The organism is Mesorhizobium sp. ArgA1 (assembly GCF_053714375.1).
The window spans coordinates 252447-264293 of the sequence record NZ_JBSKBQ010000007.1; the positions used below are offsets into that span (position 1 = coordinate 252447).

Sequence of the window (11847 nt, forward strand, 5' to 3'; positions counted from 1 at the left end):
GCTTAGTAGTCGTCGCTCTTTTCCGGGGGAACCAGGCCCTCGATGCCGGCCAGCAGGTCTTCCTCGGTCATGCGATCGAAGGTGACGTTGTCTTCGGCGTCGTCGGCATCGGTTGCCGCGACTGCGCCGCCGGTCTGGTCGGCGATCGCCTCGCCGTCGGCTTCCGGCTCGTCGACCTCGACATGCTTCTGCAGGGAGTGGATCAGATCTTCCTTGAGATCGTCGGGCGACAGCGTCTCATCGGCGATCTCGCGCAGCGCCACGACCGGGTTCTTGTCGTTGTCGCGCGGCACGGTGATCGGCGCGCCCTGGCTGATCTGGCGGGCGCGGTGGCCAGCAAGCAGCACGAGCTCGAAGCGGTTGTCGACCTTGTCGATGCAGTCTTCAACGGTTACGCGGGCCATTGATTGCCCCTTTCATGCCTGGATTTGATGGAAAACAGACGGGGTCCATAACCCGAACGCCGCCAAAATACAAGCATTATGGCGCTGCGGCCTCCGGGGCACGCCCATGCCGGTTTCGGACGCCGATAAATGCCTTGCCGGCGAAGCCTGCTCGCCGGCGACAACACGGCCCCGATCACAATTGCTTGCAGTCAGCCTGGGCACCCTTGGATTGCCGCAAAACTGGCGTTATCTCGGTTGACGAAAGGTCAGCCGGTTTATTTACGAGCCGACCGATATATCGCACCCATTTCGATTAGTCCGCCACCTATTTCGAAAAAGGAATATTGCCATGTTCGACCCCCGTGAAAAAATCGCTCTTTTCATTGACGGAGCCAATCTTTACGCCACCTCGCGTGCACTTGGCTTCGACATAGACTACCGCAAGCTGCTATCGAGCTTTCAAAAGCGCGGCTATCTGCTGCGCGCTTACTACTACACCGCGTTGGTCGAGGATCAGGAATACTCTTCGATCCGCCCTTTGATCGACTGGCTCGACTATAATGGCTTCAAGGTGGTGACCAAGCCGGCCAAGGAATTCACCGACTCGACCGGCCGCCGCAAGATCAAGGGCAATATGGACATCGAGCTGACCGTCGATGCGCTCGAGCTCGCCGATGTCGTCGATCACTATGTCATCTTCTCCGGCGATGGCGATTTCCGCACCCTGGTCGAGGCGCTGCAGCGACGCGGCCGCAAGGTCTCGATCGTCTCCACCATGGCCTCGCAGCCGCCGATGATCTCGGACGATCTGCGCCGCCAGGCCGATCACTTCATCGATCTGACATCTCTCAAGAACGAGGTCGGCCGCGATCCCTCCGAGCGGCCGGTGCGCCGGCCCGATCCGGCGGAAGTCGAAGAGGAAGATTATTGACGGCGACGGCCTTGGACGCCGCCTCCGAACCGGACCGCGACTGCCCGCTCTGCCCGCGGCTGCACGATTTCATTGCCGAATGGCGGCAGCGCGAGCCGTCATGGTTCAATGCGCCGGTGCCAACATTCCTGCCACCAGGCGGCGACGACGCGGTCGAGCTTCTGATCGTCGGGCTGGCGCCTGGCCTGCGCGGCGCCAACCGGACGGGGCGGCCGTTCACCGGCGACTATGCCGGCGACCTGCTCTATTCGACGCTGATCGCGCACGGCTTTGCGCGCGGCGAGTTCAAGGCGCGGCCCGATGACGGGCTGCAACTGGTCGGGGCCGCGATCACCAATGCGGTGCGCTGCGTGCCGCCGGAGAACAAGCCGGTCGGCGCCGAGATCACCACTTGCCGCAGCTTCCTGGTGCCAACGATTGCAAGCTTTCCCAGACTGCGCGCCGTGCTGGCGCTCGGCTCGATCGCGCATCAGTCGACGGTCAGGGCGCTGGGCCAACGTGTGGCCGCCTATCCGTTCAAGCATGGCGGCCGACTGGAGGCCGGCCGAGTCACGCTGTTTTCCAGCTATCACTGCTCGCGCTACAACACCAATACGGGTGTCTTGACCGAAACGATGTTCGTCAAGGTTTTCAGCGACATCGCCGCTTTCCTGCGGGGCTGAGAGCTGCCAAGTGTCGTCTCACACCGGCAGCAGCGCGTCCGGCTTCACGTCCGATATCGACGCATAGGTGTGCGTTTCCCTGACACCCGGCAGTGGCAGGATCACGCGCTTGAGGAAATCCTGGTAGGCGGCCATTTCCGAAATGCGGGCCTTGACCAGATAGTCGAAGCCGCCGACGACCATATGGCATTCCAGCACTTCGGGGGCCTTGGCCACCGCTTCGGCGAAACGGTCGAACACATGCGGCGCCGCCTGGTCGAGCCTGACTTCGATGAAGACGAGCGTGCCACGGCCGATCTTCTGCGGATTGAGCACGGCCCGGACCGCGGTGATGAACCCGTCACGAAACAGGCGCTTCACGCGCTGGCTGGTGCCGGTCGGCGACAGGCCGACACGGGCAGCGAGATCGAGGGTGGTGCGACGCCCATCCTCCTGCAGCAGCCGCAGCAAGCTGCGGTCGATGGCGTCCAGCTGGTCCGATTCATGATTCACGTCTGCAGCGCCCATATTGTGTGAATTTCACTTCCGTATTGTGAAACGAGCATATTTCGTCGCACCATTTTCAACAATAGGCTGCGCTTCCAACGAAAGCCGCCGGAGGTAGAAGCCTCCGCTGGCAGGATCGAGCGGGATAAAAAATGCGCGTGGCAGAGGACCGAAACACGAAGCCCGCAATCCTTGCGGGCCTGGCCATGATCGGTATCTACGCTGTGCAGTTTGTCGCCGCCCGCTTCAGCCTGCGGGAGCATCTGACGGCGACCGATCTCGCGACCTTGCGCTTTGTCGGGGCCGGCATGGTCATGCTGCCGGTCGTCTGGCGCAGCGGCCTGGCGACTGGCAAGGCGTTGGGCTGGAGGCGTGCCTTGACACTCGCGGCATTGGCCGGACTGCCCTACCCGATCATTATCAATTGGGGGCTCACTTACGCACCCGCCGCGCATGGGGCGGCACTTTGCCCTGCCTCGATCGTGTTCTTCTCGTTCGTGCTGTCGCACATCGCCACGACGGACAAGGCCTCGGGCCAGCGAACCATTGGCGTCGCTGCCATCATTGCCGGGCTGATCCTGTTCATTGCGCCGGTGCGCACCGATGGCGGCATGAAGGACGTCCTCTTCGGCGATCTCCTGTTCATCGCATCGGGCGCAATGTTTGCCACGTATGCCGTTCTCGTGCGGCGCTGGCGCGTCGATCCGGTTACGGCGACCGCAACGGTCGTGCTCCTGTCATGCGTGCCGCTGCCGCTGCTCTGTTTCTTTGCGCCAAGCGGCCTGCGCGTCGCATCAATGGCCGAGATCGCCAGCCAGATCGTCATTCAAGGGTTTTTGGCAGGTGCGGCAGCCATGTTCCTCTATACCTATGTCGTCCGACAGTTGGGGTCGCAGACGGCATCGTTGTTCATGCCATGCGTGCCGATCGCGACGGTCCTCATCGCCATGACGGTGCTCGGTGAAACGCCGACAGGCACCCAGTTCGCCGCCGTCCTGATCATGGCTGCAGGGATGGCTTTTTCGGCTGTCGCCAGACCTGTGAGCAAGACTGCGTGAGACTGCGGTCGCCAAAGCGGATGCCTGTCTGATCCGATCAGGGCGATGGACGCGTTTGCGGAAAGACCGATCCGGGCGTGGCAAATAACTCGGCCAGCGTTCGCTGCCCACCCTGCAGCACATTTAGGTCGACATCGCCCTCGATGCCGTCGACGCGGCCCATATTGTGATACTGCCAATAGATCCAGCCGTCCTCGCTCGGCTTGCGCGCCAGCGAGCGCAGCCAGCGCTGACGCACAGCTATCTGTCCGAGATAGGCCTCCGCGGCCTCGTCGGTCAGGTAGATGATCGCCCGCTTGCCGAACGCAGCTTCCACCAGACCGAGAAAGGCCTGAAGTTCCGCGCTCAGCTGTTCCGGCGAAGGTCGTTGCGGACAGTTGCCGCCGAATTCGATGTCGACCACCGGTGGCAGCAGCGGCTGATCATGCGGCACGACCGCGATGAAATTCTTCGCCTGGTCGGCACCTGGCCGGCAGAAGGTGAAGAAATGATAGGCGCCGACAGCAAGGCCGGCCGCGCGCGCCTCGCGCAGGTTTTTGGCGAAGGCGTCGTCGACATGGTCGCCGCCTTCGGTCGCCTTGATGACGGCGAAGGCGACATCGTCGCCGGCGACCCGCCGCCAGTCGATCTCACCCTGATGATGGGAAACGTCGATGCCCCTGACCGGATAGCTCTTGCGATCCGGCGAGAAGGTCTGGAAGTAGAAAAAGCCGCCTGCCGCGACGAGGCCGGCAAAGACCAGACTGGCCGCACCCCAGAGAACAATCCGGTTTTTCAAGACGATCCCCTGTTGGAACAGCCGGCTCAGCCGTTCCACGCTTGAAAGCCAGACTGTTGGCTTTTTTCGGGCTATCGCCTGAAGGCCGGCCCTGCGCTATGGCTCCGGGCGTTCGTCGCTCGAAAAGCCAAATCGTTGGCTTTTCGTCCGCTACGCGGACCACTCCTCACCCACGTTCTTTCAGCAACCGGCCCTTCTCGCGCGACCAGTCGCGCTGCTTTTCAGTCTCGCGCTTGTCGTGCAGTTTCTTGCCCCGGCCGACGGCGAGCAGGAGCTTGGCGCGGCCCTGGTCGTTGAAATAGATCTTTAGAGGCACCAGCGTCATGCCTTCGCGCTCGATGCTCTGTGACAGTTTTGCCATCTCGCGCTTGTTGAGCAGCAGCTTGCGGCGCCGGCGCGGCTCATGGTTGAAGCGGTTGGCCTGCAGATATTCCGGCAGATAGGAATTGATCAGCCAGATCTCCCCGCCTTCGACCGAGGCATAACTGTCCTGGATGTTGGCCTGGCCCTGGCGCAGCGACTTGACCTCGGTGCCGGTCAGCACAAGGCCGGCCTCGACCGTGTCGAGCACCTCATAGGAAAACCGCGCCTTGCGGTTCTCCGCAACGGTCTTGTTGTTGGGATCGGCTTTTCTGACTTGATTCATGACGTGGAGAGGTGGCGCCTCATCCTCAATTTATCAAGCCGGCATGCTTCATCGCCGCATCGATCCGCTCCGCGGTCGATGTCTCGATCGTCACCAGCGGCGAGCGCACCACGTTCTCGACCTTGCCAATCTTCGACAGCGCGTATTTGACGCCGCACAGGCCGGGCTCGAGGAAGATCGCCTTGTGCAGCGGCAGCAGCCGGTCCTGCAAATCCAGCGCCTTGGCGCTGTCGCCGGACAGTGTGGCTTCCTGGAATTCGGCGCACAGCCGCGGTGCGACATTTGACGTCACCGAGATACAGCCGACACCGCCATGGGCGTTGAAGCCGAGCGCGGAGGCATCCTCGCCCGAAAGCTGGATGAAATCCTTGCCGCAGGTGGCGCGCTGTTCGGACACGCGCTCGACCTTGCCGGTGGCATCCTTGACGCCGACGATGTTCTTGAAGTCGTGTGCCAGCCGGCCCATCGTTTCGGGCATCATGTCGATGACCGAGCGCGGCGGGATGTTGTAGATGATGATCGGCAGGCTGGTCGCCCTGGCGACGGCAGCGAAATGCTCGTAGAGGCCGCGCTGCGTCGGCTTGTTGTAATAAGGCGTGACGACCAATGCCGCATCGGCGCCCGCCTGCTCGGCATACTGCACCAAACCAACTGCTTCCGCAGTGTTGTTGGAACCGGCGCCGGCAACGACCGGAGCGCGGCCGTTGGCGACCTCGATGCAGACCTTGACGACATGGCGGTGCTCGTCATGTGACAGCGTCGGCGACTCTCCGGTCGTGCCGACCGGAACGAGACCCGTGGTGCCCTCGCCAAGTTGCCACTCGACGAAAGCACGAAAGGCTTTCTCGTCGAAACGCCCGCTCTTTTCGAACGGTGTCACGAGCGCAGTAAGCGAGCCTCTCAGCATGTCGTCCAACTCCTTGGGACTTCTCGGGTTTCTTGATGTGTTTCAGCGTCGGCGCCTTCTAGCCGAAAGCGAAGCCGCGCACCATAGTCTCGACACTGTTCAGCGGCAAGCATGCCGATGGTGCCAGCAAGCGCAATTCGAACGGCCTCGATAACCCTTTGTTTACGGGCTCTTCACGACCTAAGTCTAGGCTCTCGGGCACCTGGGCTTGCCACTTAAGGTGCCGCAACAGGGAAAGATCAGGATCCATGCCGACCAGTCGGCCCTTCCGCTTCGTATTGCTTGGCGCCGTTGCCCTGCTGATAGTGGGGACGGCGGCAAACGAAAGCGTCGACGAGCAGACGACCTCATCGATCCCGATGCCAAGCCTGCAAAATGGGGGCCTGCAGGACGGAGCGCAGTCCGATGCGCCCTCCGCCAGCATCGTCGTGTTGAAAGCCGGTCTCGACGCGTTGGCGACCGGCGATATTGCCGCAGCACGCGCCCTGCGCGAAACATTGCCGGCCAATTCGCTCGACCGCCACATCTTGGCTTGGGCGATCGCGCTCTATGGCGGCGACCGTGTGCCGAGCAGCGAGATTGCCGATACCGCAAAGATGCTGCCGAACTGGCCGGGCACAATCGCCCTGCGCAAGAACAGCGAGCGCGCGCTCTACCGCGAAAGCCCTCCGCCGCAGACAGTGGTGAAAGCCTTTGACGGAAGCCAGCCGCTGACCTTCGAAGGCGTGGTGATCCTTGCCCGATCCTATGTGGCGCTCGGCAATGCCAAGGCCGCGCTTTCCGTTTTGTCGCCGTTCTGGCGCACCGAAAAGCTGGAAGCGAAGGATGAGGCGTCCGTCATCAAAGAGTTTGGCGCCATCATCCCGAATGCCGACCATCGTTTCCGCATGGAACGGATGTTTTATGCCGACCGCGAAAATTCGGCGCTGCGGGTCGCCGCGCTTGCCGGCGCGCAACCGCTGGCCGATGCCTGGGCCGCTGCCTCGCGTGGCGACAAGAACGCGGCCAAGCTCTTGAAAGCAGTACCTGAAGCACAACGATCGGCCGGCTATTCCTTCGCGCAAGCCGAATATCTGCGCAAGCAGCGGAAGTTTGCCGACGCCGCCGCAGTGGTGATGAAGGCGCCAACCGATCGCGACGCGCTGGTCGATCCCGATGCGTGGTGGGTCGAGCGCCGCGTGCTGTCGCGCGCACTGGTCGACCAGGGCGACTGGAAGACCGCCTACAAGATAGTTGCCGCGCATGCCGCCGAAAGCCCTGCCAGTGCCGCCGAAGCCGAATTCCACGCCGGCTGGTATGCACTGCGAGGCCTCAACGATCCCGGCACAGCGTCCGGACATTTTGCCCGCATCGCCGATCTTGCGCAGGGGCCGATGTCGCTGTCGCGCGCCTATTACTGGCTTGGCCGCGCGGCGGAAGTCGGCGGTCCCGGCGATGCGAAGGATTATTTCACCAAGTCAGCGGCCTATGGCACCACTTTCTACGGCCAATTGGCGGCGGAACGGGTTGGCCTGCGCACGCTGAACATCGTCTACCCCGAGCCAAGCAATGCAGACCGCCAAAGCTTTGACGGACGCGAAGCGGTCAGCGCCATCAAGCGGCTGCAGGAAGCGGGCTATGACCGCTATGCCGAGACGCTCTACCGCGATCTCGCCGGGCAGTTGACTAGCCCCGGCGAACTGGCGCTGCTTGCCGTGCTGGCGGAAAACCAGGGCAACCATTTCATGGCGCTGAAGGTCGGCAAGATCGCCGGGGCGCGCGGCATCGATGTCGGCTCGCTGTCGCATCCGCTGGGCGTCATTCCCGACACCGCCGACATTTCCGGCTCGGGCAAGGCGCTGGCCTATGCCATCGCGCGCCAGGAGAGCGAGTTCAATGTCGGCGCCGTCTCCAGCGCCGGCGCGCGCGGCCTGCTGCAGCTGATGCCGGGCACCGCAAAGCAATTGGCGAAAAAGGCGGGATTAAACTTTTCGCAAGATCGGCTGACCAGCGACGCCGGCTACAATGCAACGCTTGGCGCCGCCTTTCTCGGCGAACAGCTCGACCGCTTCGGCGGCTCCTACGTGCTGACGTTCGCCGGCTACAATGCCGGCCCAAACCGTGCAGCCCAGTGGGTGGCCAAATATGGCGACCCGCGCGGCAAGGGGATCGATGCCGTCGTCGACTGGATCGAGCGGATTCCCTACACGGAAACCAGAAGTTACGTACAGCGCGTGATGGAGAATTACGAAGTCTACAAGATGCGCATTTCGGGGAAGTACGACATTGTCGGCGATCTGGTGAACGGGCGGAGCTGAGCTTTTTTGTCCTTCCCCCAAGGTGGCCTCGCGAAGCGAGGTCGGATGAGGGGTGTTCCAGGGAACGCTAACGTCTCACTCCGATGGAACACCCCTCATCCGTCTCGGCGCTGCGCGCCGATCCACCTTCTCCCACAGGGGGAGAAGGGAAGACCCTCCAATTTGACCACTCCCGCCCGCGCCTGTAGCAGTCGGAGACGATCGCCGGGAGTCATTTCAGATGCCAAACCACGACGGCTTTTCCGATTTCTTCTACACAGCGCCGGATGGGCTCAGGCTTCACGCCCGCGTCTACGGCGAGACGAATTCGACAGCGTGGCCGGCGGTCTGCCTGCCCGGCCTGACCCGCAACGCGCGCGACTTTCATGAGCTGGCGCTTTACCTGTCGCAGGGGGCCGACAATCCACGCAAGGTGATCGCCTTCGACTATCGCGGCCGGGGCCAATCGGCCTACGACCCCGATATCGGACATTACAATGTCGGCATCGAAGTCGGCGACATCCTCGCCGGGCTTGCGGCACTCGACATCGCGGACGCAGCCTTTATCGGCACGTCGCGCGGCGGGCTGATCATCCATGTGCTCGGCGCACTGCGGCCAGCCGTGCTGAAAGCCATCGTGCTCAACGACATCGGCCCGGTGATCGAAGCCGCTGGGCTCGCCCATATCCGGACCTATCTCGATCCGTCACCGAGGCCGAAGAGCCGGACCGAGGCTATCGAGGCCCAACACAGCGCTCATGGCAGTGACTTTTCCGCGCTGACCGCGGCGGATTGGGAGCGGATGGTGTCGGCTCTCTATCGCGAGACCGATCAGGGGCTGGTGCCGGATTTCGACCCACTGCTGGTCGAGACGCTGGCGGCTGCGGATTTCAGCAAGCCGTTGCCGGATCTGTGGCCGCAGTTCGAGGCGCTGGCAGCCATACCTTTGCTTGCCATACGTGGCGCCAACTCGAAACTTTTGTCGGTGGAGACATTCGAAGAGATGGGCAAGCGCCATCCCGGCATGGAAGCCATCACCGTTGAGGACCAGGGCCACGCCCCCTTCCTGGAGACAGGCAATCTGCCCGGCGCCATCGCAGCTTTCCTGGACAAGGCGGAAAACGCAGCTCCAGCAAAGTAACCCCCAAGATCAAATATGGTCCTGAGGATTCCTTTCAGTATATCACCGATCGGTGGAACTATTTGGCTTTCGAGCTTTTCCTGGGTGCCTTGACCGTTTTCGCCGCGGTCGCTTCGCCCTTTTGCTTCGGCGCTGCCGTTGAAGGCGTGGTCAGCGGCGATGCGAAGGCCGAGTTTTGCGCGTCACCGGACAGCCCCTCGCCGCGGGGTGTTTCCAGCACGACGACGCAGCCATCGAGATCGTTGGTTGCCAGATGCGCATAACGCATAGTCATCGAAAGGGTCTGGTGGCCGAGCCACATCTGCACGCGCCGGATGTCGATGCCGCCTTGGACAAGACGCGAAGCGCAGGTGTGGCGCAAGATGTGCGGCACCACCTGGTCGTCGGCGCCGAGGCCAACCTCGGCTTTCGCATCGTTCCAGATGGCGCGAAACTGCGCCTGGCTGAGTTTTGTGAACGGACCCTTGGGCCTGCGACCCTCGATGGGCGGCAGCTTGATCACCTCTTTGACCCGTTCGGTCATCGGAATGGTGCGGCTGCGGCCGGATTTGGTGATCCAGAACGAGACGCGGTGTTCCTGGATGTCGTTCCAGATCAGTCCGAGCGCCTCGCCGAGGCGGCAGCCGGTGTCGACGAGAAAGACGGAGAGACGATAGGCATCCTCGCTGCGGCTCTTGATGGCGGCGAACAACCTTGCCTCTTCGTCCCTTTCGAGGAAACGAATCCGTCCCGCCCGCTCCTTCTGGCGGCGGAACTCGGGCAGGCTGTGGATATCCCCCATTTTGTAAGCCTTGCGCAGCAGTTTGCTGAGGGCAGCCATCTTTCGATTGATGGTTGCGTTGCTGTTGCCGCGCTGGCGCAAGGTGCCGATAAGGTTGTCCAGGGTGCTCTGGTCGAAGGCGCTGAACCGTTCTCCGAGGAGAATCTCGTCTATTTCGCCGATGAAGGAGCTGACATTGTATTTATGCCGCCCATCATCCCAGAGTATGTCCCGGTATGCTGAAAAAAGCTCTCCGACCCTGTGCGACTTTACTTCTCGGATTTTGTTGTAGCTGTATCTTATCTTCGAGGTTTGAGAAGAAAACATCGAGAAATGATCGGCGGGATCACCCTCTTGCGTCGCTTCGTTGGTCATCAATTGCCACACCCCCGAGTGGATAGAGTCAGACCTATCCGCTTGGAAGCGTCCTTTCAAGAGATTTAATCACGCAGTTGTGACTTCATCCGCCCATCAGCGGATCCCACGAACTCACCCTTGCGGACTGTTCAGCTGCCGATTCCCCCTGTTCCTTCTGCTTGTCTTGACCCAGTCACGAAACAAAACAGCCCGGGCGTTGAAGCGCCCGGGCTGGTATTCACCTGTCTAAAGCCAGTCCTTAGAACGAGCGCTGGAAGCGGAGCATACCGCCGATGGCGTCGTCGCCATCAGTAATACCGGTCCAGTTGTGGTTCGTGCCAAGCGTATCGACATCGTCGATCTTGCCTGCATTGACGTAGTCGACTTCGGCCGTGATCGTCAGGCCCGGAACAACATCGTAGGCGATGTTGGCGGCGATGCCGAGGTTCTCACCTTCGTCATACGAGACCTGAGCGTTGAACGAGGTCTTCTCGTTGATGGTGTAGGTGCCACCACCCCAGACCGCCCAGTTGCCATCCCACTGCTTGTAGAAGCCGCGGCCACCGGCCGGGAAAGCGTAGGTCGTGTCAGTCAGGTTGTCGTCGGTGCCGTAGCCGCCCATGATGAAGAGCGACAGGTTCTGCATCGGGGTGATGTCCAGGCGAACCTTGCCGGCGACTTCTTCATAGTTGCTGTCATAAGCGATGACGCCGGTGATGGCGCCCCAGCCCTGCGTGTACTTCACGCCGCCGACGACATGCGGAACGTAGCTGTCGATCGTGCCGACGCCGTAGGAACCGGGCGTGCCGGCGCCAGCGCCTTCTTCGAGCGAGATCACGGCCGAGAAGCCGTTACCAGCGTCGAAGTAGTACTGGATGACGTTGGTGTCGAAATCGCCGTAGGGAACGAGCGTATCCTGGATGACGTTGCCGGCGTAGCCGATGAACGTATTGAAGGCCGATTCGTCCTTACCGACGCGCAGGCCACCGAGCTGGATCCAGGCGAAGTTCAGCGAAGCACCGGTGTTGCCGGCAGCGTTGGGCGAGCCAATGAGGGGGCCGGCTCCATCCGGATCCGCGCCCGAATCACGGTTGTTGTTCTGGAAGTTGAAGCGGGTCTCGGTGTAGGTCTTCAAGGTGCCGAGCTCGGTTTCCTGGCCGGTCCAGGTCCTCAGCGAGAGGCGGGCCTTCTTGTAGTAGGTGTCGTTGCTGCCGCCGTCCTCAGTATCGGCGGACGTCGCACCGTCGAACGAGCCGACGTCGCCGACGCCGATGTCGTAACGGACATAGCCGCCGATGCGCAGGCAGGTTTCGGTGCCGGGGATGTAGAAGTAGCCCGAGCCGTAAACGTCGCAAATCTTGACGTATTCAGCCGGTTCCGGTTCGGCGACGACGACGGCGTCGGCGGCGCGCGCACCGGATACTGCGATCAGGGCCGCAGCGGAGCCGAGAAGAAGGCT

At 62.1% G+C, this 11847-nt stretch carries 12 protein-coding genes; 5 read left to right on the top strand and 7 right to left on the bottom strand.

The genetic code is table 11. From position 1 onward, the window contains the following. Positions 1-2: 2 nt before the first annotated feature. Entirely contained in the window at positions 3-404 is a 402-nt protein-coding gene (rpoZ, locus tag ACWGTI_RS18260; RefSeq protein WP_454588394.1) for a DNA-directed RNA polymerase subunit omega, read from the bottom strand. Between the two features lie 331 nt (positions 405-735). On the opposite strand from rpoZ, the gene ACWGTI_RS18265 reads away from it, so the two are divergent. Together ACWGTI_RS18265 and ACWGTI_RS18270 are read left to right on the top strand one after the other, a co-directional pair. Beyond that, a complete protein-coding gene (locus tag ACWGTI_RS18265) occupies positions 736-1317 on the top strand; it encodes a LabA-like NYN domain-containing protein (protein ID WP_454588395.1) in 582 nt (193 codons plus the stop codon). After that, the gene (locus ACWGTI_RS18270) at positions 1314-1979 is read left to right on the top strand and encodes a uracil-DNA glycosylase (RefSeq protein WP_454588396.1); all 666 of its coding nucleotides are present in this window, start codon (positions 1314-1316) and stop codon (positions 1977-1979) included. Before ACWGTI_RS18265 ends, ACWGTI_RS18270 begins: the two co-directional genes overlap by 4 nt. An 18-nt stretch (positions 1980-1997) precedes the next feature. On the opposite strand, the gene ACWGTI_RS18275 is transcribed toward ACWGTI_RS18270, so the two are convergent. Next, positions 1998-2471, bottom strand: a complete 474-nt coding sequence (locus tag ACWGTI_RS18275; RefSeq protein WP_023727560.1) for an Lrp/AsnC family transcriptional regulator — start codon at positions 2469-2471, stop codon at positions 1998-2000. 146 nt (positions 2472-2617) lie between these two features. Here ACWGTI_RS18275 and ACWGTI_RS18280 point away from each other — a divergent pair, with 146 nt between their 5' ends. After that, entirely contained in the window at positions 2618-3523 is a 906-nt protein-coding gene (locus ACWGTI_RS18280) for a DMT family transporter (protein WP_454588397.1), read from the top strand. Between the two features lie 37 nt (positions 3524-3560). Here the strand turns inward: ACWGTI_RS18280 and ACWGTI_RS18285 are convergent, their stop codons facing one another. From ACWGTI_RS18285 to dapA, 3 genes are all read right to left on the bottom strand, one after another. Further along, positions 3561-4301 carry a glycoside hydrolase family 25 protein gene (locus ACWGTI_RS18285; RefSeq protein WP_454588398.1) on the bottom strand — a complete coding sequence of 247 codons (741 nt, stop codon included), beginning with the start codon at positions 4299-4301 and terminating at the stop codon, positions 3561-3563. A 166-nt stretch (positions 4302-4467) separates the two neighbouring features. Next, positions 4468-4947, bottom strand: a complete 480-nt coding sequence (gene smpB, locus ACWGTI_RS18290; RefSeq protein ID WP_025583626.1) for an SsrA-binding protein SmpB — start codon at positions 4945-4947, stop codon at positions 4468-4470. A gap of 25 nt (positions 4948-4972) precedes the next feature. Then, complete coding sequence (gene dapA, locus ACWGTI_RS18295; protein ID WP_454588399.1) at positions 4973-5854, bottom strand: 4-hydroxy-tetrahydrodipicolinate synthase; 882 nt, start codon at positions 5852-5854, stop codon at positions 4973-4975. Between the two features lie 248 nt (positions 5855-6102). Between dapA and ACWGTI_RS18300 the strand changes: the two genes are divergently transcribed. Both ACWGTI_RS18300 and ACWGTI_RS18305 read left to right on the top strand, forming a co-directional pair. Further along, entirely contained in the window at positions 6103-8151 is a 2049-nt protein-coding gene (locus ACWGTI_RS18300) for a lytic transglycosylase domain-containing protein (RefSeq protein WP_454588400.1), read from the top strand. Positions 8152-8371: 220 nt separating this feature from the next. After that, positions 8372-9271 (top strand): alpha/beta fold hydrolase, encoded by a 900-nt coding sequence (locus tag ACWGTI_RS18305; RefSeq protein ID WP_454588401.1) that lies wholly within the window; start codon positions 8372-8374, stop codon positions 9269-9271. Between the two features lie 58 nt (positions 9272-9329). On the opposite strand, the gene ACWGTI_RS18310 is transcribed toward ACWGTI_RS18305, so the two are convergent. Together ACWGTI_RS18310 and ACWGTI_RS18315 are read right to left on the bottom strand one after the other, a co-directional pair. Continuing rightward, entirely contained in the window at positions 9330-10409 is a 1080-nt protein-coding gene (locus tag ACWGTI_RS18310; RefSeq protein ID WP_454588402.1) for a tyrosine-type recombinase/integrase, read from the bottom strand. A gap of 238 nt (positions 10410-10647) precedes the next feature. Continuing rightward, the coding region (locus ACWGTI_RS18315; RefSeq protein WP_454588403.1) for a porin at positions 10648-11847 on the bottom strand (1200 nt) is incomplete at its 5' end.